General features: G+C 48.2%; 17 protein-coding genes. 14 read left to right on the forward strand and 3 right to left on the reverse strand.

The window, feature by feature from the left end; translation table 11 throughout:
* Positions 1 to 98: 98 nt before the first annotated feature.
* From Q1A54_RS19435 to Q1A54_RS19465, 7 genes are all read left to right on the forward strand, one after another.
* Positions 99 to 929 (forward strand): hypothetical protein, encoded by an 831-nt coding sequence (locus Q1A54_RS19435; protein ID WP_299991519.1) that lies wholly within the window; start codon positions 99 to 101, stop codon positions 927 to 929.
* Between the two features lie 129 nt (positions 930 to 1,058).
* Positions 1,059 to 2,414 carry a hypothetical protein gene (locus Q1A54_RS19440; RefSeq protein WP_299991522.1) on the forward strand — a complete coding sequence of 452 codons (1,356 nt, stop codon included), beginning with the start codon at positions 1,059 to 1,061 and terminating at the stop codon, positions 2,412 to 2,414.
* 124 nt (positions 2,415 to 2,538) lie between these two features.
* Complete coding sequence (locus Q1A54_RS19445) at positions 2,539 to 3,600, forward strand: hypothetical protein (RefSeq protein ID WP_299991524.1); 1,062 nt, start codon at positions 2,539 to 2,541, stop codon at positions 3,598 to 3,600.
* Positions 3,601 to 3,675: 75 nt separating this feature from the next.
* Entirely contained in the window at positions 3,676 to 4,197 is a 522-nt protein-coding gene (locus tag Q1A54_RS19450; protein ID WP_299991527.1) for a hypothetical protein, read from the forward strand.
* Positions 4,198 to 4,214: 17 nt separating this feature from the next.
* Positions 4,215 to 4,595, forward strand: a complete 381-nt coding sequence (gene csgH, locus Q1A54_RS19455) for a curli-like amyloid fiber formation chaperone CsgH (RefSeq protein ID WP_299991529.1) — start codon at positions 4,215 to 4,217, stop codon at positions 4,593 to 4,595.
* Positions 4,596 to 4,826: 231 nt separating this feature from the next.
* Positions 4,827 to 6,281 carry a carboxypeptidase-like regulatory domain-containing protein gene (locus Q1A54_RS19460; RefSeq protein ID WP_299991531.1) on the forward strand — a complete coding sequence of 485 codons (1,455 nt, stop codon included), beginning with the start codon at positions 4,827 to 4,829 and terminating at the stop codon, positions 6,279 to 6,281.
* Complete coding sequence (locus Q1A54_RS19465) at positions 6,272 to 6,511, forward strand: DUF3820 family protein (protein WP_299991533.1); 240 nt, start codon at positions 6,272 to 6,274, stop codon at positions 6,509 to 6,511. The genes Q1A54_RS19460 and Q1A54_RS19465 overlap by 10 nt, the downstream gene beginning before the upstream one ends.
* A gap of 7 nt (positions 6,512 to 6,518) precedes the next feature.
* Here the strand turns inward: Q1A54_RS19465 and Q1A54_RS19470 are convergent, their stop codons facing one another.
* Together Q1A54_RS19470 and Q1A54_RS19475 are read right to left on the reverse strand one after the other, a co-directional pair.
* Positions 6,519 to 6,980, reverse strand: a complete 462-nt coding sequence (locus Q1A54_RS19470) for a DUF4268 domain-containing protein (protein WP_299991535.1) — start codon at positions 6,978 to 6,980, stop codon at positions 6,519 to 6,521.
* A gap of 172 nt (positions 6,981 to 7,152) precedes the next feature.
* Entirely contained in the window at positions 7,153 to 8,037 is an 885-nt protein-coding gene (locus Q1A54_RS19475; protein WP_299991537.1) for a hypothetical protein, read from the reverse strand.
* Positions 8,038 to 8,191: 154 nt separating this feature from the next.
* On the opposite strand from Q1A54_RS19475, the gene Q1A54_RS19480 reads away from it, so the two are divergent.
* The 3 genes from Q1A54_RS19480 (at position 8,192) to Q1A54_RS19490 (ending at position 10,877) form a co-directional block, all read left to right on the forward strand.
* Positions 8,192 to 8,641 (forward strand): GNAT family N-acetyltransferase, encoded by a 450-nt coding sequence (locus Q1A54_RS19480; RefSeq protein WP_299991539.1) that lies wholly within the window; start codon positions 8,192 to 8,194, stop codon positions 8,639 to 8,641.
* 5 nt (positions 8,642 to 8,646) lie between these two features.
* Entirely contained in the window at positions 8,647 to 9,288 is a 642-nt protein-coding gene (locus tag Q1A54_RS19485) for an intradiol ring-cleavage dioxygenase (RefSeq protein WP_299991541.1), read from the forward strand.
* 134 nt (positions 9,289 to 9,422) lie between these two features.
* Positions 9,423 to 10,877, forward strand: a complete 1,455-nt coding sequence (locus Q1A54_RS19490; RefSeq protein ID WP_299991542.1) for a M48 family metalloprotease — start codon at positions 9,423 to 9,425, stop codon at positions 10,875 to 10,877.
* Between the two features lie 99 nt (positions 10,878 to 10,976).
* On the opposite strand, the gene Q1A54_RS19495 is transcribed toward Q1A54_RS19490, so the two are convergent.
* Positions 10,977 to 13,796, reverse strand: a complete 2,820-nt coding sequence (locus Q1A54_RS19495; RefSeq protein ID WP_299991544.1) for an alpha-amylase family glycosyl hydrolase — start codon at positions 13,794 to 13,796, stop codon at positions 10,977 to 10,979.
* A gap of 216 nt (positions 13,797 to 14,012) precedes the next feature.
* On the opposite strand from Q1A54_RS19495, the gene Q1A54_RS19500 reads away from it, so the two are divergent.
* From Q1A54_RS19500 to Q1A54_RS19515, 4 genes are all read left to right on the forward strand, one after another.
* Positions 14,013 to 14,576, forward strand: coding sequence for a sigma-70 family RNA polymerase sigma factor (locus Q1A54_RS19500; RefSeq protein WP_299991546.1), 564 nt, complete (start codon positions 14,013 to 14,015; stop codon positions 14,574 to 14,576).
* Positions 14,577 to 14,718: 142 nt separating this feature from the next.
* Entirely contained in the window at positions 14,719 to 15,753 is a 1,035-nt protein-coding gene (locus Q1A54_RS19505) for a FecR family protein (RefSeq protein WP_299991549.1), read from the forward strand.
* 15 nt (positions 15,754 to 15,768) lie between these two features.
* A complete protein-coding gene (locus tag Q1A54_RS19510) occupies positions 15,769 to 19,074 on the forward strand; it encodes a TonB-dependent receptor (RefSeq protein ID WP_299991551.1) in 3,306 nt (1,101 codons plus the stop codon).
* Between the two features lie 11 nt (positions 19,075 to 19,085).
* Positions 19,086 to 20,711 carry a RagB/SusD family nutrient uptake outer membrane protein gene (locus Q1A54_RS19515; RefSeq protein ID WP_299991554.1) on the forward strand — a complete coding sequence of 542 codons (1,626 nt, stop codon included), beginning with the start codon at positions 19,086 to 19,088 and terminating at the stop codon, positions 20,709 to 20,711.
* Positions 20,712 to 20,784 lie beyond the last annotated feature (73 nt).

Here is a 20,784-nt window from a genome sequence, read left to right on the forward strand (position 1 = left end):
TTTGTTTTAACAATTTAGATAATAACTTTGCCAATAATAAATAGTAAATAAAAATTAAATCAAATAAAAATCATCTAAAACCCAAAACCCAAACTAAAATGAAAAAGAATGTAATTTTCGCAGCAGCGTTCATGTTAATCGCTGGCGGTGCAATGGCACAAACTAACACAGGTACAGTTAATCAGACTGGCAATGGTAATGGTGCTACAATTGAGCAGGTAGGTAATTTAAACAGTGCTACAACAAATCAAAATGCTAATGGTAACACTGCTTTGCAGCAACAGACTGGTGCAAGTAATGTGGGCAGAATAAATCAAAGTGCTGCGTACGACACCCCTCCAAATACTAACGACCACACTCAAATTCAATCAGGTAACAGCAACACTGCACTGGCTGATGTTTTCAATAGTGACCAATTAGGTGTTCAGACGCAAACTGGCAATAATAACCATTCACAAATTCTTCAGTCAGGTTTAGGTAACAACAGCAGAAACGAAGCATTTACTACTCAAACAGGTAATAGCAATATAGCTTTTATCGAGCAAAAAGGAGGTTCTAGAAATATGGCTGACATCGAGCAAGTAGGTAGCGGCAACGAAGCTTATGTAAGACAAGATGGTTATCGCAACACAGCTAATATTGAGCAAAGAGGCGATGGCAACAACCTGGGTACTGGTCGCTGGGCTGCAGCTGATTTAGGTGTAAGACAAAAAGGTAGCGACAACTCTGCTGATATTTATCAGTTAGGAAATGATAACAACTCTTTTGTTCGCCAGGATGGAAGCTTTAACACAGCTGATGTTGACCAATTAGGTAACAACAATGGAGGTTTTGTAACTCAAACAGGTGCTTCTCACTCTGCTATTATTATGCAGAATGGTAACGGCAACGGTGCTACAGTTACTCAGTCTAATACAGTTGTTCAATAATAATAAAGTCTATTTCAAACCTTTAAAATGACTTTATATTGAATTTATAAAACAGCCCCACCCGATAACTTTATGCTATCAGGTGGGGCTGTTTTTATAAACTAAAACATCACCCTAAACCATAATATCATGAAAAAATTTACGTTCGTAGCTTCGGCTTTTATGCTAATCGCTGGTGCTTCATTTGCACAAGGCAATAATGCTAAAGTAACTCAGAATGATTTAAGACAAGCTGCTACAGTAACTCAAACTGGTGCTTCTAATGAAGCAGATGTGACTCAGGCTGACAGAGACAATATATCTGTCGTGACTCAAACAGGAACAAGCCACGGAGCTATTGTTAATCAGAATGGCAGAGAAAACCAGTCTTCTGTTGTTCAAACTGGACTGAGCAACGATGCAAATGTGAAGCAGAAAGGTAGAGAAAACGAATCTACTGTAACGCAAGCAAATGCCTGGAATGACGCTGTTGTTGATCAGGACGGTCGCGAAAACGAGTCTGTTATCACCCAGACAAATGGATCTTACAACAACTTCGCTAAAGCGACACAAAAAGGTAACTACAACGAAGCTACCCAAACACAGCAAGGCGGCTCTATGGGCCCATCTGTAAGCAACGAAGCTGAAATAAATCAGAAGGGTAATTATAACGAAGCCACACAAAGCCAAAGCAATGCGAGCGGTTTTAATTCTGCTTACATTGAGCAATCTAAAGGTAACTGGTTGTTGGGCAATACTGCAAGTCAAACACAGGACGTTGGCTCAGGCTTCAACGAAGCTGAAATTTATCAAGACGGTTATTCTAATTCTGCCACTCAGCTTCAAACGAACGTTAGTGGTTTTAACACAGCTTATATTGAGCAGTCTGGAAGCGCTAACATAGCAATACAGACCCAATCAGGCGTGAGTGCTGGCAACTCAGCTTCGATTGATCAGGAAGGAACTGGTTTCCTTGGTTTGGGTGCTAACGTAGCTACTCAAACACAGTCTTTAATTTCAGGCAATAACACTGCTGATATTTATCAAAGAGGTACTACTAACGTAGCAACTCAAGTGCAGTCTTTAGTATCAGGTTTCAACTCTGCTGAAATTGAGCAACGCGGTACTACCAATATCGCTACTCAACTACAATCTGGCCTGAGCGGCTTAAATGAAGCCTCAATCTATCAAGAAGGCGACAGAAACTCAGCTACACAAACGCAGACTGAATTGAGCGGTTTAAATACTGCCAGTATCCGCCAAGAAGGCAACCGCAATGAAGGTGTTCAAACTCAGAGCCTTGGCGCCGATATGGAAGCCTCCTTATTACAAGACGGTAACTTTAACCAATCGACTCAGACACAGACTGGCATCGGTCACTCTAGCTCTGTAACGCAGATTGGCAACTCAAACACGTCAACTACTTCTCAATCTGGCGGTTATAGCACAGCTACTGTTAATCAAAACGGTAACTCTAACGTAGCCACTGTAACACAGAGCAACTAATTATGCTTGAGTTAACAAAATAACTTTAAAAGGTTTCTGCAGCGGTTATACTGTTGCAGAAACCTTTTTTTAATTACCTCCTTACACAATGCGCCATCTTTCTACACCCTGATTACACCCTATCATGAAGAAATTCACGTTTACTGCTTCACTATTTATGCTTGTTGCTGGTATGTCATTTGGTCAAGGAAAGAGCCCTGAAAAAAGGCCTGATCACAGCTATGACAATAATGGGAAAAAGCCGGTGGAAATTCCTGCCAATGGCAAACCTAAAGAAGACAGAACACCAAAACCTGAAGAGGCAACAATAGGTGGTGGTAATATCAGTACCGTAGACCAGAAGGGAAATCTGAACAAGGCTACTGTGAACCAGACAGGCACGGCCAATATAGCTTATGTAGAACAAAGTGGCAACGTAAACACAGCTACACAGGTACAGGTAGATTTAAGCAACTTTAACTCTGCCTATATTTCACAAACAGGTACTTTAAATAAAGCTAATCAGACGCAAGAATTTAGTGTTCACCACAGTAATGCCACAATTCAGCAGCAAGGCTACCTAAGCAAAGCTGAGCAACTACAAATGATGGTAAGTGTAAGTGCTGAAAACGATGCTACTATCATTCAGATGGGCACACTGAACAAAGCAGCGCAAACACAAACTGGTATCGAGGCTATTAATACGGCATCGATCACACAGCATAGTGATGGTTTAGCTGGTGTAGGAGCCAATAAAGCTACTCAGACACAAGCACTGGTATTTGAAGGCAAAAACGCAGGCCTAATCGAACAGACTGGAGCTTATAACGAGGCTATACAGCAGCAAGAGTTTATTTCGGGTGTTAACGCAGCTGAAATACAGCAGATAGGCATACTGAATGTAGCAAGCCAGAGGCAAAGTGATATAGCAGGAACAAATCAAGCCCTTATTCTTCAGGACGGATGGCGCAACTCAGGTATCCAAACACAAATGCGTGTGGACGGCATAAACCTGGCTAGCATCTCTCAGGAAGGTATAACTAACCAAGGCACACAGTCACAATTTGACGGAGCCGACCTTAGATCGACATTAAATCAGCGTGGCATAGGCAACGAGTCTATACAAACTCAGACTGGCAATAGACACATCAGCACTGTTACTCAAACAGGAAATTACAACAGAGCACTTGTGATACAAAGTAATTAATATAAATTTTACACAGCATAAACTTTGAATTTACATATTTCGTAAGTAAATTAAGCTGTCTCAAATAAACTGACTATGAAAAACTTATTCATGACTTTCGCATTCGCTACCATGGCCTTTGCACCTGCATTTGCACAGGTGGGCGAACCTGAGGAAAGACTTATTGGCAGCAAGATTGGAGGTGACGCTCGTAATCATATAATCCAAAACCTGACGCCTCAGGAATTAGCGAAGCTACAGGCCCAGCAGACAGTCGGTAACGTAAACAGCATTGTGCAAGACGGCAGCAGCAATATCGCCATTATCCAGCAGGTAGGCGTAGGCAACGTGACTGACCTGACCCAAAGCGGAAACGGCAACGTTTACGAAGCTCAAGTGGAAGGAAACGATAACCTTAACTTGATTAAACAAAATGGAAATCAAAACGCGATCTATCAAGATCTGAGAACTGATGGTCATGTGTACAAAATAACCCAGCAAGGAGCAAATAACGCATTGAGTCAATCAGAAATTGGAACTATACAGTCTGTGCCTGTTGAAATCACACAGCGCGGCCAAGGTATGCAAATTTCGATTACGAATGGTCGCGTTGACTAATCTTCTATCCTAGAGTTATGACAGCTATTTTTCTTCCTTTATTGGCATTACTCACTTTAAGTCAGACTGCTCAAAATCCTATGACTACTAGTCAAAGTTACCAGGCCAAGCTTGTTACAGAAGAGCTGGGTAATATGCTCTCTATCGATTCGCGCTTTACAAACAATACGAATGCAGACGTTAGCTTCACCTATCGGATGAAGAGCGAACGCTCAGGTGCAGCAGGCAAATCTGTAAACAGTCAGTCGGGCACTGTAAAAGCTTCGGCTGGCCAGACCATTACTTTGTCAAAATCGTCTTTCTCTGTAACGCCACAAGACACTTATACCATTGTTTTAGAAATCATAGACAAAGAAAAAGTAATAGCGCAAGATCAGATCGTATACCAAGGCAAATAACCTTTTCCTATCCAGCAGCTTCCAATAAAATAAAAAAAGCAGCATTTAGTATAATTTATTCCTACATTTAGCTAAATTGATATTATATTGTATCACGAAATGAGTAATAGTGTTGCCACTGTACACTCACTTCTAATACTGTTGCTTTTATTCATCTATCTTTACTAGCTCATGCTTAAAACAGCTACTACCCTTCGGCTTGTTTGCTTATTTTTTGTGTTCCTTGGATTCATGTCTTGCAACGAAGACACCGTAGAGCCTGAAGGTGAAGGCTCTATTACAGGCGTTGTTTTAGATGGATCCACATCCAACCCCTTGGTTGCTGTCAGCATCTCGACTAATCCGGCTACTTCGGCTATCGTAACAGATGCTGAGGGTAGATTTTTAATTGAGGGAATTGGTAGCGGAGATTATAGCATCACTGCCAAAAAATCAGGTTACAAAACAGAGGCTGTAAACGTAGCTGTACGCCACGATAAGCAAACGAATGTGACCATTATCCTAGAAAGTACGAAAGAAGGTAATGCAACTCCAGATCCTGCAGGCAGCCCTGACCCAGCTACTGAGGCAACTAACGTACCCAATGCTGTAACGTTAAAGTGGCAAGGCAGCGATCCTGACCGCAATGACACCTTGCGCTATGACGTGTTCCTGTTCGAGTCTTTGAGCGGTCAAAAAAAAAAGGTAGCAGAAGCCATTCAGGATACCAGCATACAGGTAACAGAGCTAAAATATAATACAACCTACTTCTGGCAAGTTGTCACCAAAGACTCGAAGGGCAACAGCAGTAACAGTGAGGTATGGAGCTTCACAACTGCGCCTCTTCCTAACTTACGCTACCTCTTTGCACGTGCTGTCGACAATAACTATGATGTGTATGCCTCGGACGGCACCACCGGTAACACCTTCCGTCTGACAACCAGCTTTGCCCGTGAGTGGTGGCCTCGCCTGAACCCACAGCGCGACCTAATCGCATACTCTTCTAACGTAGGTACCGATCCGCACATTTTTGTAATGACTCGTGAAGGAAACTCCAAACGCCAGGTTACCACTCTGCCTGTAGTTGGCTATCACAACCAGGGCATCGGCTTTACCTGGTCTCCTGACGGCGGTAAATTGCTCTACGCCAACTACGACAAACTCTACACCATCAACAGAGACGGCTCTGGCCTTACATTGATTGCTACAGCTCCAGCCAATCGCCATTTTCGTATGGTTGACTGGACGGCTCAGGGCAACCGCATCGTTGCTCAAACCATCGGTTCGAACATCAACGATTCTGAACTATACCTGATGAACGCAAACGGTTCAAACATGCAACTCCTGGTAGGCAACCTGCCTGGCCGCGTGGAGAGCCCGTCTTTCTCTATTGATGGTACACGTGTAATGTATACAGTAGACGCCTCTGGTTTTGAATCGGCTGATGGCCGCCAACTGGATTCTCGCATCTACATCCGGAACATCGACGGTTCTGGGACTGTGTTCGAAGTTTCTGCAAACAAACCAGCCGGGACCAACGACTTATACCCACGCTTCTCTCCAGATGGTGCCCGCGTTATTTTTGTGAACACAAACAACGACGGTCTAAGCCAGCAGGATGTATATACAGTAGATCTTAGTTCTGATGTAAGAGACAGAAATAGAACCAAGCTCTTCGAAAACGCTACCATGCCGGAATGGAAGTAACGCAACCTGACTCCTCCATGCTCACAGAGCTGGTCCGTATGAAAATGCCCTTTGGCAAGTACAAGGACACTGTGCTGTGCTACCTGCCGGTTTCCTACCTGGAGTGGTTTGCCCGCGAGGGTTTCCCGCCGGGCAAGTTGGGCATGTTACTGGCTACCCTTTACGAGATCAAAATCAACGGACTGGAGTATTTGCTGGAGCCACTAAAAAGGCAGGTGCGCAACAGGTAAGCTATACCTACCGCAGCTCGTCAAAGCTGTACTTGGCGTCGTTCCAGAAGGCATCCAGGGCGATGATGCGGGGTTTGAAAAAAGAGATCAGTGCCGGCCAGTCGTTCTGATTGAAAACACTTACGCCTTTCAGCTCTATGTAAATGCGGCTGATTTCTTTTCCGTATTCGTCTGTTGTGTGCAGGTCCCAAGTCCACTCCTCTCCTACCGTGTCGTGCAGCAACTCTTTCAATGCTTCAAATTGCTCGAAGAACATTTGCTGGATCTCAGGGTCAGGCTGCGTCATCTCAATTGCAACAGAGGCCTGTTTCTTATCAGCTTGCATGCGGAAGTACACATGCTTCAAGCCTGTCTTGTAGTTGATCCAGTTAGTCGGCATGCCCTCTGCCGAAAGCACCGGCGCCATATACTGCCCGAAAGCCGTCCAGAATGCCTGTCTAAGTTTTGAAGCTTGTTCGCGTGTGTACATAAACACAAAATTGGCGATTGCCCGGCTGATTAGCAAGGTGTACTGATGAGCAGTAGTACCGATGCTACTGCACCTGCATTGTATAACCATACAATAGCCAGGACAGAGATAAACGGAATAGCCGGCGCAGGGTATAGATCGGCTTCAGATACCTGCCTTACCAACCATAAACTTAATTTGAGCAGGTATAGCTATATTCAAAGTTATACTCTACATAGTCGCCTTGTGAATACTTATGCCGTGCTGTAAGAGGATACCCTGTGTCAGAATAGGTGTACTGTATATCGTATGAAAAAGCTATCTGGCCATTTTCACTCCACCTGGTTACGCTCGTCACATTATGTAGCTGAGGCATATTCAACACAAAGCCATCAGTGGCATAATCCAGCATAAGGGCAATCTGCACCGGAGATGCTGAGAAAGGCGCCTTCCTTGTATCATACCTGATATCATCTTCATAAGGCAGAAATTGGAATTCAGGATCAATAGGATACGTCTTTACACGTGTCATTACACCATTGGCATACGTAGATTTGTATGATAAATTATGGAATAAGTCAGAGCCTTGCCAAGGTCTCATCGAGTGAAATGCTGATGAATCTGGCTCATTAGTAGCCCCATAGGTATATTCTACTTTCGCAAGTTCAACGGTAGGGCAATTCACAATCGCATCGAAATGTCTCCTCACAAGTAATTGACCCCGTTCATTATACTCATAAGTATAGATTGTTTCATGGCCAGGAGAATAGGTACTGGTTAGTCTTACTTCCGCAATTCTTCCTTCGTCATTATAATGGTAAGTCGTAATACCCTCATAATCTGCTGTGCTGCTCTCCAGACTGGTACGCACAACCTGCTTAATCCTGTTTTGGTTATCGTAAGAAAAAACGTGTTTCATCCGGCTTTCTGGCTGGCTGTTTTGTTTTGAAGTATAATAGCTAATCACCTGCTGTACCAAACAATCGGTGGCTAACGGTTCTTCTTCAACAATTGGGTCTTTATCGCATGCACTTAACAAAAGGCAAAATAGCAGCAGAATGTACAAGTTTGATCTCATAGTCAGAAGGTTAAAGATGAGGTATAGATTATTATATAAATTTACAGATCACATAACTTAAACGTAAAATTCACATTATATATTAGATTAACATAAATAATTTATTTTAAATAACTTATAATGCCCATCCATCAAAACATGAACCTTAAGCTGTATGCGTTCTCAGATTGACACTGCTGTTACCCAATCGGATTATCTGGAGCTAACTGATCTGTGGGAGGCTTCCGTGCGGGCAACGCATCATTTTCTTCAGGAAGAGGATATCAGATATTTCAGGCCACTGATCTTGAACCAGTATCTGCAGGCTGTAGAACTGGCCTGTGCGCGCGACGTTCAAAACCGCATCATCGGGTTTATAGGTATAGCAGCTGGTAAAATCGAGATGCTGTTTCTCCATCCGGATTATAGAGGCAAAGGCATTGGTAAAATGCTGGTGCAGTATGCTGTGGAAGAGTGCAATGCAAAGCAGGTAGATGTAAATGAACAGAATATACAGGCCGTCACATTTTACCAGCACATGGGTTTTCATATCATTGGTCGCACAGAGCAGGATAGTATGGGTAAACCTTATCCAATCTTACACATGGAGCGTAACAAGGTATAGATGCTATGGAAAAGCTGATCCTAATATTGCTAACACTTGTATTGAGCACCAGCTGCCAGGCGCAAGACGAACGTGGCCGACAACAGGGTGCCCGCCATGTCGGAGGTCCCTGTGAAGGGTGTGAGGCACTGCACGAGTATGGTGACAAGCAGCTTACTCCAACTGATACACTTCCGGGCTTTCATCCTCAGGCACAAGACAAGCTCAAAGTAACTGGTACCGTCTACCTGCGGGATGGCAAAACACCGGCGCAGGATGTCATCCTGTACATTTACCATACTGATGAAACGGGGATATACCCTACCAAAGGCGACGAGAAAGGCTGGGCCAGGCGGCACGGTTACCTGCGCGGCTGGATCCGGACAGGGGCTGATGGCAGGTATACGTTCTATACGACCAAACCCGGCACCTACCCTTCCCGATCAGAGCCGGCCCATATCCATATCACCGTAAAAGAGCCAGACAAAAACGAATACTACCTGGATGATTTTCTGTTTGAAGACGACCCTTTGCTTACGCAGCAAGTTCGGGCATCACGCAAAAAACGGGGCGGAAACGGCATCATAACCCTTAGTCGGGAAGGCGAATTGCTGGTAGCTGAAAGAGATATCATTTTGGGTCAAAACATACCGGACTATACAGACTAACAAATAACCCCTAAAAATGCTTAACAGGCCCGTGCTGCAACTTAAAAATTGTATTATCGTTGCTTGTTACATATTCAGTCTCTGCGATATACCTGAATTTAGGTGATATTGGGAGGCTTAAAAAAGATACAACAATGAGAAAGAACATAATAACCGGATTATTGGCATCCGTGTTCCTGATAAGCAGCTCCTGCCAGACCAACCCGGTAACGGGTAAGAAAGACGTGATGTTCATGTCAGAGAGTCAGGAGATTGCCCTTGGGAAGGAAGCCGACCCACAAATTGTAGCAGAGTTTGGACTATACGAAGACCCGGCTCTGCAGCGCTTCATCAGCGAGAAAGGCCAGCAAATGGCCAAAATATCCCACCGCAGCAACCTCAACTACGAATTCAAAATAGTAGACTCGCCCGTAATCAACGCCTTTGCCGTGCCGGGTGGCTACGTGTATTTCACAAGAGGCATCATGGCACACTTCAACAACGAGGCGCAGTTTGCAGGGGTGCTTGGTCACGAGATCGGCCACATTACCGCTCGCCACTCCGCCCAGCAACAAAGCAAGTCTATTCTCGCACAGGGCGGCCTGCTGCTCGGCATGATCCTATCGCCTACGGTAGCGCAATACGGCCAGGAGGTTTCGCAGGGACTCGGGCTCTTGATGCTCAAGTACGGTCGCGATGCGGAGCGTGAATCAGACCGACTGGGTGTGGAATACTCGACTAAGATCGGCTACGACGCTTCTGAAATGGCCGACTTCTTCACCACACTGCAGCGCAAGCAGGAAGAAAGCGGACAAGCGCTGCCATCCTTCCTCTCCTCCCACCCTGACCCGGGCGACCGTTACAACACGGTGCACCAACTGGCAGCAGAGGAAAAGAAGAAGCGGAACCTGACCAATGCCCAGGTTAACCGCAACAATTACCTCAAAATGATTGACGGGCTTATCTATGGAGAAGACCCCAAACAGGGCTTTGTGGAGAACAACGTATTCTATCATCCTGTGCTGAAGTTCCAGTACAATATGCCTGCCGACTGGGGCTACCAGAATTCACCGCAGCAGGTACAGATGGGCCCTAAGGACGGAAGCGCCGTGATGGTACTTACCCTTGCCCCTGGCAACAACCCAACGGAGGCTGCCCAACAAACACTGCAGAACTATAATTTGCAGCCTGTGGAAAGCAAGGAAGTAACTGTGAACGGACTACCAGCCCTCGCGGTAGTAGCAGATCCTGCTCCGCAGCAACAGCAACAACAGCAACAGCAGCCTTTGCGCACGCTCACCTACTTTATACAGTACGGGGGCAATATTTACAGCCTGATGGGAATCACGACAGCTCAGAATTTCAATACGTATTTTCAGCAATTCAGCAGCAGCATGCAAAGCTTCCGTGAATTGTCAGACCCTGATAAGTTGAACCGACAGCCGGAGCGCATCAGCATTGTAACGGTGTCGAAAGCCACTACACTGGCCCAGGCCTTGCGCAGCAACAACATGCCCGACGCCCGCCACAATGAGTTGGCTGTGCTAAACGGCATGCAATTAAATGACCAGGTATCAGCCGGCACGATGATCAAAGTGGTAAGAAAATAAGCCTAAAACGCAGGTATAAAAAAACGCGCTGCTTCACATCATGAAGCAGCGCGTTTTATTTTGGTCAAAGCTATAGCTGTCAGGTATACACAGCCTGGGTTAGTTCTGTACTTTCAGCAGTTTATGCACCGACTTTTTACCGCCTTGCTCTACCTGCATGTAGTATACACCGGCAGGCACACGCTGTAGCCTCAGCTGCTCCTGGTGGCTATGATGATGCTTCAGGAACCGAACCTGCTGCAATTGGCGACCGGTCATATCCACTAGCTGCACTTGTACGGGTCCGCGGTAGTCGCCTTCCAGGTGCAGCACAGTGGCTTCCTGCATGGGGTTCGGGTATACGCTTAGGCCTCTTTCAGCAAGCTCTTCCTCAGCTGAGAGCACCAGTCCCTGCCACGGCACCAGGCCTGGCTGCGGTGTTTCCAGCTTTTTGGTGGTGTAAATGTGAAACTCGCCTGGCTGCAGTTCCATCACCTGACCCGGATCTGTGATGTTATTTTCTCTGCCTGTAAAGTAGTCATACCACACCCCAGCGATCGGGAAATTAGCATTGACCGGCTGTACCTTCACATCAAAGTTACCGACTATGAATACACGCATGTCCTCGTGAAAAAGGGAGATGCGCTTTACGTGACCATTCAGCTGCAGGTCAAAATCGTCGGTGCTGAAAGCCGGTTCATTCAGTTTCAGCTTGATCAGTTCGGCGTATACCTGGTAGAGCTTCTGGCGCTCAAGCTGCTGCTGATATTCCCAGCGGATCGGCTTTTGACCGGTACGTCCATTCTGATCAATTGGCACCTCATAGCCCAGCTCTCCAAACTGCCAGATCATCTTCGGCCCAGGAATAGGTAGAAAGAAAGCAGCCGCCAGTTTGGCTCTGTCAAGAGCGGTGCTCAGGGTACGGGTGTTATAATTGCCATTTCGGTTGCCATTGGTGAGCACGTCATACATGATCCGCTCCTCATCATGACTTTCCATATACCCGATCAGGTATGGGTTTTCCCAGGAGCGGTTTTTATAGGAGATGCCCTGTGGATTGGCTTGTACCCCTTTGGCCATATTGCGGTAATCGTGGTTGTGATTGCCCCAGAACATCATGCCGTAATTGGAAAGCTCCTTCTCTTCCTGGTTATCGGCAAAGTGCTCCAGTATGACGAAAGCCGTTTCATCGTAGCTCCTGATCTCGTCGTAAATGCGCTTCCAGGTGGCGACGCGGCTGGCATCATAGGCACTCCAGGCATTTACATTCTCGCCGGTATTGGTCTGCGTAAAACCCTTTGAAAGGTCAAAACGGTAACCGTCGATGTTGTACTCTTCTATCCAGTGACGGTTCACACGCTCCACTAGGGCTTTGGTGGCATCGCTCTCATGGTTGAAGTCGAAGAACACACTGAAAGAATGCGTGGCCCGCTGGTTAAAGAACGGGTTGTTGGCAGCCGGCTGGTTACCATCCCAGTACATTTTCACATACGGGTATTCGTAGTCCGCCTGATTGAGCACGATGTCCAGAATCACGGCAATACCTATTTCATGTGCTTTGTCTATAAAAGCTTTCAGGTCGTTTTTGGTACCATAGGCTTTGTCAGGCGCAAAAAAGAAAATCGGATTATAGCCCCAGGAATCGTTACCGGAAAACTCCATGACTGGCATAAGCTCAATAGCGTTTATGCCGAGTCTTTTGAGGTAGGTCAGGGTGTCGGTCAGGGTTTGGTAGTTGCGGGCTGCAATGAAGTCGCGCACGTGCAGTTCGTAGATCACCAGGTTCTCCGGGTCAGGCCGCTGGAAGTCTGTTACTTTCCAGGTATAGCTTTGCTGGTTTGTCTGCAGAATCGATACGATTCCTTCCGCTCCCTCCGGATAGGCTTTCAGGTTAGGGTAAGTGCTGGCAGGTATGTACTGGTCCATGGCCGGGTCCAGGATCTTTTCAGTGTAAGGGTCGGCCACGGCCAGGGTGCCATCCACCAGGTACTGGTAAGCCACCTCTGCTCCTGCCGGCAAACTATTCAGCTCGATCCAGTAGCGGTTGCCATCAGGCGTGCGCTTCATCAGGTATTCCGGCGAGCTCTCCCAATTGTTAAACTCTCCGATGGCATACACGAAACTCTTAAACGGCGCATAGAGCACCAGCACGGCGCTTGTCGCGCTGGTATAATTCACCCCATCCCGCATACCTGCCGGCAGCGCTGCGACCGTTGGTTGTGGCTTCACACGGAAGGTAAAGCTTTCTGTGGCTGTGGCGTCACCCAGCTTTGCTTCTACGGTTACAGTGCGCTGCACACCGGCCTGATTGCCCGCATTGATACTGGTTTGCACTTCGTCGGCATCGCTGGCGCTATACACGACCGTATTGTCAAGCTTTACCGTTACACTGGCTTTCGACGATATGACAGCGCGTACAGGTATAGCACTGTTGGCATCGACGAAAAAGTTTCGCTGCTCAGGTTCGCGCAAGGCTATCTGCAGGCTTCCGTCGTAGATCTGGATGATAAAATCTTCGGTCTGAGCGGTGCCGTTGCCGTTTTTAAGCAGTAGTCCCAGCTTATCGATGGTTTGCCCGGCCGGCACTCCGAAATAAGTACGCGGTGTGAGTTTGATCTGCCAGCGGTCGTTTCCGAGTGAGGTCATCTTGCCCAGATTGAAAGGCTGGTTGAAATTCGTTTGCCCGGCTGGCTGGTACTGAAAAGCATCCGTCGAGCCTACAGTGCCCGCACCTGACCACAGGTATACATCGTCCGTCTTGTTCAGCAGCCCGGTGGCACGGCCATCTTTGGACTGCTTCACGTCGAATATGAGAGTGATCTCCTGGTCGCCATTAGGAAACTCAGGTATCGTTTGTACGGCCTGCGCCTGCACCCGCCAGGCTATACCGGACAGGAAAACAAAAAGCACCACAAAGCGGTAGAGGTATTGGTTTGCCATAAAGGGGATATTATAGATAAAAGGAATTCAGAAGTTTAGCAGCAGGCACGAGACACAAGAGACAATTCTCACATTTCCCTGAAAATATGCCTTAGTCCTGGCTTTAGTGTTATAACACTAGATAAGTTTGTATATTTTTCAGAGCTTAAAGGTATGATTTTAGATTAAATTCTAATATAATTGTTGTACTCCGTTTCAAAAACGGTGCAATCGCGCATGGACGAGCAGGAAGTTTGGAGTAGGTTTAAAGCAGGAAGCGAAGACGACTTTTCGCTGCTGTACCGTCATTTTGCTCCCATCATGCTGCGCTACGGCAACCGGATCACGCCTGACAAGGAGCTTATACGCGATTGTCTGCAACAGGTGTTTTTTTCGCTCTGGAAAAGCCGTGAATCTATCGGTAGCCCTGCCAATGTGCAGCATTATCTCCTCAAATCCATCCGCAACGAGATCATCAAAAAAAACAACCGCGCCAGACTGCACGACCCCCTACCCGAAAACTACCACTTCGAGCTTGAGGACTCCCACGAGCAGACCCTGATCCAACTGCAGACGGCTGAACTGACACGCGAGCGGATCTCAGAGCTGCTTTCACAGCTCCCAGCCAGGCAGCGGGAAGTCATCTTTCTGAAGTACTACGCCAACCTCAAGTACGAGGAGATTGCCGCTATCATGGACATTGGGCAGGACTCCGTGTACAAGACTACCTATAAAGCCATAGCCCGCCTGCAGCAACTGCTGCAGAACAGCACCTTCCTGCTCCTCACACTTCTCTTTTAAGACAAGCTATCTCACTTACTCACAAACATTTATAATTTATTTTTATTTTTTTTCGCTCACGGAAGGGATAATATCACGAGTAGCAGGCTATTGTATGTAGAGCGCACCTAAACGCTGAAACCGCATCAAATAAACGCCTGACATGAACTACGCAACAGCTACTGCAACTGAACTGGCAGCTGACCATGACTTTATACAATGGGTAAAATACCCTACGCAAAAAAGCACCTTGCACTGGACACAGGTAGCGGAGCAGTATCCTGAAAAGGCGCAGGAACTGGCTGAGGCGCGTCGTTTGGTACTGTTGCTCTCGCAGGAGCAGGTCGCTGACCACAGCTGTGATGAAGATGCAGCGCTGGTGTGGGAGCAGTTGCAGAAAGCCATGCAGCAGGACCGGGATAACGGAAATGACAGCGGGCGCGTCTTCTCCCTCTGGGGCCACAGCCGCACAACCTGGCTGTCTGCAGCGGCTGTTATCGTCATTTTGCTGGCCGTTACCGCCCTGTTTTTCACCCTCCAAAAATCTGAACCGGTGACTTACGCCACCACTTATGGCGAGAAGCGAATTATCCAACTTTCTGACAAATCCGTAATAGTACTTAACGCAAACTCCAGTATAACTATTCCTGAAAAATGGGAAGATGATGAACCCCGAACCGTACAGATGCGCGGCGAGGCTTTTTTCTCGGTAACACAGCAGGCTAACAGACAGCAGTTTATCGTAACAACCAGCAAAGGCACTGAAATAAATGTACTGGGAACGGAATTTAACGTATACGACCGCGATCAGGAAGACCGCGTTGTACTGGCCAGCGGCAAAGTGAATCTGAGCACCACACTACATGGCGAAACAAAACAGCTGGAGATGCAACCCGGCGATCTTATAACAGTATCTGCAGCGCATGGCTTTAGCCATCGGCGTGTAGATCCGGAACTGTATACTGCCTGGCAGCATAACAAGGTATACTTCGACAATTATACCCTGCGTGAAGTAGGCACACTCATGGAGCAACAGTATGGCTACAGAGTGGAGTTTAGCAGCCAGGCCCTCTCAGAGCAGCGTGTCACTGCTTTCCTGGAAGTAAAAGGCCCGGAAGACATTGTCAACACGCTGGCAGAGACCTTTGACCTGAAGGTGACCCAAAAAGAGAAAACTATATACATAAGCTCACTATAAATTAACCTCATATCTATGTCAAATAAATCTACCAAGAGACTACGATCCTTGGGTCTGGCAGTAGCGCTGTGCTGCTTCCAGATACCGGGGACCGCTCAGGGTTATCCGGGCCCAGGTCCGAACCTTGCAGTGAACCATAACGCCGGACAGGCCCTGACGGGCAAGTCGCTCAAGGATTTGCTCAGCGAGCTGAAAGATTCGCACGGTATACAATTCTCTTACCAGGCTAGTCTGGCCGATGACCTGCAACTGATCGTGCCGGAGCAAAAGAACGGCGTACAGAATGTGGACGAGTTCCTGGGCACTACCCTGGCCAGCAATAACCTGGCTTATAAAAAAGTAAAAGGCGTGTACATTATCTCGAAAGCACGTCCTGCCGCAGCCACCGCAACAACCGTCGTAGCCAAGCCCCGCACTGAAATGCGACAGGATGTAACTGTGAGTGGCCGCGTAGTGGACGAGAACGGCGATACACTGCCAGGTGTAACCGTTGTGCTCAAAGGCACCACCCGCGGCACTTCTACCAACGCAAACGGAGAGTTCACTCTGCCTGTGCCGGCATCAGGTGGCTCGCTTGTGTTTTCTTTTATCGGCTATACCACACAGGAAGTAGCCATTAACAATCAGTCTACGGTGAATGTGACCATGCGCACCGACGCGCAGGCGCTGCAGGAAGTAGTCGTGGTTGGTTATGGTACCCAGCGTAAAACCGATATTTCAGGTGCTGTAACACAGGTAACTTCTGAGGACTTTGTGCAGGGCCAGATCACGACGCCTGAGCAATTGATCCAGGGTAAAGTAGCTGGTGTGCAGATCACACCAAACGGCGGTGCGCCAGGCTCCGGTAGCCGCATCCGTATTCGTGGTGGTGGCTCCCTCAACGCCAGCAACGATCCGCTAATCGTGATCGACGGTGTGCCGCTCGAAAATTCAGATGTATCAGGGGCAGCCAATCCGCTCAGCTTCCTCAATCCGAATGATATTGAGACCTTCAACATCCTGAAAGATGCATCGGCTACGGCCATCTACGGTTCACGCGCTTCGAACGGTGTGATCATCATCACCACGAAGAAAGGTACAGCCGGCCAGAAGCTAGGTGTTACGTTTACAACCCAGCACTCCCTTTCCAAAGTGGGCCAAACGGTGGACGTATTATCAGCTGATGAATTCCGCCGGGTAGTGAACGAGCAGGGCACACCTTCTCAGATCGCACTGCTTGGCAATGCCAACACAGACTGGCAGGACCAGATTTATCAGACAGCGTATACCACAGACAATAACCTGAGCGTAAGTGGCGCAGTAGGCGTACTGCCTTACCGTGTTTCTTTGGGTTATCTGAACCAGGATGGTGTATTACGTACAGGTAACTTTGAGCGTGGCTCTATCGGCGTGAACTTAAGTCCGCGCTTTTTGGATGACCACCTGACGGTGAACCTGAACTACAAGGGCGCCATGACCCAGAGTAAATTTGCTGACGAGGGTGCCATCGGAGCAGCCGTAGCTATGGACCCGACGCAGCCTATCATGTCTGGTAGCGACCAGTTTGGCGGCTACTTCCAGTGGCTGGATGCCAACGGACGCTATAACCCACTGGCTACCCGCAACCCCATAAGTATGCTGGAGCAGCGCGACGACCGCGGCGAAGTAAAACGTCACATCGGTAACGTGCAGCTGGACTACAAACTCCACTTCCTCCCTGACCTGAGAGCCAACCTGAACCTGGGCTTTGACCGCTCTAACAGCAACGGCTCTACTTTCTATCCAGCAGATTTTGCTCCAGAAGCTCCAAACAACGGTAGAAGAACACAGTATGAGCAGGAGAAGAAAAACAGCCTGGTTGACTTCTACCTGAACTACGTGAAAGACCTGACTGGCATCAATAGCCGCGTCGACGCGACAGCAGGTTACTCTTTCCAGAAGTTTGAAAACGAAAGCCCACAGTTTATCCCAACTGATGCAGAGGGCACTCCGCTCAGCGACCTGGAGCCAGGACTACCGACAAATGAAATCTACCGCCTTAAGTCTTATTTTGGTCGACTCAATTACGTGTTATTGGATCGCTACATCCTGACAGCTACTGTGCGTCTTGACGGTACCTCCCGTTTTGGTGATGACGTGCGTTGGGGTACTTTCCCTGCTCTGGCACTGGCCTGGAGGATCAATGAAGAAGCTTTCATGAGAAATTCACCAGTTGTTTCTGAGTTGAAACTGCGTGTAGGTGTAGGTGTTACAGGTCAGCAGGATATTGTAGGCGTGTCCAACCGCTACTTCCCTTACCTGGCCCGCTATACCGTTAGCGATAACACTGCACAGTACCAGTTTGGCAACCAGTTTTACAACTTGCTCCGTCCTGAGGGCTATGACGCTGACATTAAGTGGGAAGAGACGACCACTTACAACGCAGGTATAGACTTCGGCTTTGCCAACAACAAGGTGAACGGTAGCCTCGACTACTTCTTTAAAGATACGCGCGACCTGCTCGCCCTGATATCCATCCCGGCCGGTACCAACCTAGTGAATGAGTTGGTTACAAACGCGGCCACTATGGAAACGAGAGGTTTGGAAGCAGCGCTGAACTATAATGTCATTAGCACTGAAAAATTAAACTGGACTATTGGCGTAAACGGTACCTACCAGAAACGCGAAATCACGAAACTGAACAAGATCGAAGACCCTAACTTTGAAGGTTACCCTGTAGGTGGTATTGCCGGTGGTGTGGGTAACAACATCCAGATCAGAACGGTAGGTTACGCACCGGATGTGTTCTATGTATACAAGCAGATATACGACGAGCAGGGCAACCCAATCGAAGGTCTGTATGCCGACTTGAACGAAGACGGCGTGATCAGCGAAGCGGACCGCTACCGTTACAAGAAGCCGGAGCCTGATTTCTTCCTGGGCTTCAACACCAACCTGACGTACGGTAACTTTGACTTCGGCATGGTGATGCGTGGCAGCGTGGGTAACTACATGTATAACAACGTGTATTCAAACAACGGCGCCTACCGTTCCTTCATGTTCCCGGGCTACCTGACCAACGTGTCGCCAAACGTACTGGAGACCAACTTCATGAACTACCAGCTGTTCTCTGACTACTATATGGAGAACGCCTCGTTCCTGCGCATGGAGAACATTAACTTTGGTTATAACGTGGGCCGCATCTTCAACGAGAAAGCGAATCTGCGTGTAAATGCCAACATCCAGAACCTGTTCGTGATCACCAAATACAACGGTCTTGATCCTGAGATTGCCAGCGGTATAGACAATAACTTTTACCCTAGGCCGCGTGTTTATACCTTAGGTCTGACTGTTAATCTTTAATTCATCCAACCATGAAAACTCTGAATTTCAGAAACATAAGAAACATAGCACTGGCAGGCGTCCTTTCCCTGTCAGCTGCTTCCTGCGACCACAGCCTGGACATAGAGCCGAAGTATGATGTAGTGTCGGCCAACGTGTACCGTGACTTCGCTAACTACAAGAGCATCCTGGCCAAAATGTATGCCGGCTACGCGGTAACAGGTCAGCAGGGCCCTGCAGGTCGTCCGGACATCAGCGGTATTGACGAGGGCTTCTCGAACTACCTGCGCCAGTACTGGCAGGCACAGGAACTGTCGACTGACGAGGCGATCATCGCCTGGAACGACGGCAACCTGCGCGACCTGCACGACATGGACTGGACACCAGCAAACGAATTCCTGCGTGCACTTTACAACCGCATCTTCTACCAGGTATCGCTTACAAACGAGTTCATCCGCGAAACACAGGATGCCCAGCTGAGCGAGCGTGGCATTACAGGCGCTAACCTGGAAGAAGCGAGACGCTACCGTGCTGAGGCCCGCTTCCTGCGCGCCCTGAGCTACTGGCATGCGCTTGACCTGTATGGCAACGTGCCTTTCGTAACAGAGCAGGACCGCGTAGGTTCTTTCTTCCCGGAGCAGACCACGCGTGCCGATCTGTTCAGCTATGTGGAGAGCGAACTGCTGGCCATAGAAAGTGAACTGGGCGAACCCGGATTTGAATACGGCAGAGCCGACAAGGCCGCTGCCTGGACGCTGCTTGCCAAGCTATACCTGAATGCAGAGGTATATACCGGCCAGGGCCGCTACGCCGATGCCGTAACCTACTCTCGCCGCGTGATTGATTCGGGACGTTTCCAATTGGAGGCAGAGTATAACCACCTGTTCCTGGCCGACAACAATACCTCAAGTGAGATCATTTTTCCGATTACGTTTGACGGTCTGCGCACTACAACCTGGGGCGGTATGACCTACCTGGTACACGCACCAGTGGGCGGCAACATGAACGCAGCTGCATTTGGTATCAACGGCGGCTGGGGCGGTCTGCGCACCACCAAAAACATCGTGGAGCTTTTCCCGAGCACCAATGCCACACCGGATGAGCGTGCCATGTTCCATACCGACGGACAGAACCTGGAAATCGCCGACATCTTTACCTTCACAGACGGCTACCCGATCACGAAATTCAAGAACGTGAACAGAGCTGGCCAGGCAGGTTCTGACCCAAGCGGCAACCATCCGGATACCGACTTCCCGATGTTCCGTTTGGCGGATGTATACCTGATGTATGCTGAGGCTGTACTGCGTGGCGGTGGCGGATCTGCTGCGGATGCGCTGGACTACGTGAACCAATTGCGCCGTCGTGCTTATACAGATGCAGCTGGCAATGTGAGAGGCAACGGTGGTGCGATCAGCCAGGGACAGTTAACGCTGGACTTCATCATCAACGAGCGTGCCCGTGAATTGAAGTGGGAAGGTCACCGCAGAACAGATCTGATCCGCTTCAACAGATTCACTTCGGCTACTTATGTGTGGCCATGGAAAGGTGCCGTTCCGGAAGGCAGAGGCGTGGAGGAATTCCGCAGACTGTACCCGATCCCAAGCACGGACCTGACCGCCAACCCGAACCTGACACAGAACCCGGGCTATACACGATAATCTGAACAGACCGGAAGCTGATCTCTACTGCTGTCAGCTTCCGGATAGATACATCACATTTTGAAATCATCAA

The organism is uncultured Pontibacter sp. (genome assembly GCF_947502515.1).
Classification (GTDB): Bacteria; Bacteroidota; Bacteroidia; order Cytophagales; family Hymenobacteraceae; genus Pontibacter.

Bases quoted from the DNA above. Each gene is read 5' to 3' on its own strand.
- Q1A54_RS19435 (WP_299991519.1), top strand. From the start codon at position 99: ATGAAAAAGAATGTAATTTTCGCAGCAGCGTTCATGTTAATCGCTGGC.
- Q1A54_RS19440 (WP_299991522.1), top strand. From the start codon at position 1,059: ATGAAAAAATTTACGTTCGTAGCTTCGGCTTTTATGCTAATCGCTGGT.
- Q1A54_RS19445 (WP_299991524.1), top strand. From the start codon at position 2,539: ATGAAGAAATTCACGTTTACTGCTTCACTATTTATGCTTGTTGCTGGT.
- Q1A54_RS19450 (WP_299991527.1), top strand. From the start codon at position 3,676: ATGAAAAACTTATTCATGACTTTCGCATTCGCTACCATGGCCTTTGCA.
- csgH (WP_299991529.1), top strand. From the start codon at position 4,215: ATGACAGCTATTTTTCTTCCTTTATTGGCATTACTCACTTTAAGTCAG.
- Q1A54_RS19460 (WP_299991531.1), top strand. From the start codon at position 4,827: ATGTCTTGCAACGAAGACACCGTAGAGCCTGAAGGTGAAGGCTCTATT.
- Q1A54_RS19465 (WP_299991533.1), top strand. From the start codon at position 6,272: ATGGAAGTAACGCAACCTGACTCCTCCATGCTCACAGAGCTGGTCCGT.
- Q1A54_RS19470 (WP_299991535.1), bottom strand. From the start codon at position 6,980: ATGTACACACGCGAACAAGCTTCAAAACTTAGACAGGCATTCTGGACG.
- Q1A54_RS19475 (WP_299991537.1), bottom strand. From the start codon at position 8,037: ATGAGATCAAACTTGTACATTCTGCTGCTATTTTGCCTTTTGTTAAGT.
- Q1A54_RS19480 (WP_299991539.1), top strand. From the start codon at position 8,192: ATGCGTTCTCAGATTGACACTGCTGTTACCCAATCGGATTATCTGGAG.
- Q1A54_RS19485 (WP_299991541.1), top strand. From the start codon at position 8,647: ATGGAAAAGCTGATCCTAATATTGCTAACACTTGTATTGAGCACCAGC.
- Q1A54_RS19490 (WP_299991542.1), top strand. From the start codon at position 9,423: ATGAGAAAGAACATAATAACCGGATTATTGGCATCCGTGTTCCTGATA.
- Q1A54_RS19495 (WP_299991544.1), bottom strand. From the start codon at position 13,796: ATGGCAAACCAATACCTCTACCGCTTTGTGGTGCTTTTTGTTTTCCTG.
- Q1A54_RS19500 (WP_299991546.1), top strand. From the start codon at position 14,013: ATGGACGAGCAGGAAGTTTGGAGTAGGTTTAAAGCAGGAAGCGAAGAC.
- Q1A54_RS19505 (WP_299991549.1), top strand. From the start codon at position 14,719: ATGAACTACGCAACAGCTACTGCAACTGAACTGGCAGCTGACCATGAC.
- Q1A54_RS19510 (WP_299991551.1), top strand. From the start codon at position 15,769: ATGTCAAATAAATCTACCAAGAGACTACGATCCTTGGGTCTGGCAGTA.
- Q1A54_RS19515 (WP_299991554.1), top strand. From the start codon at position 19,086: ATGAAAACTCTGAATTTCAGAAACATAAGAAACATAGCACTGGCAGGC.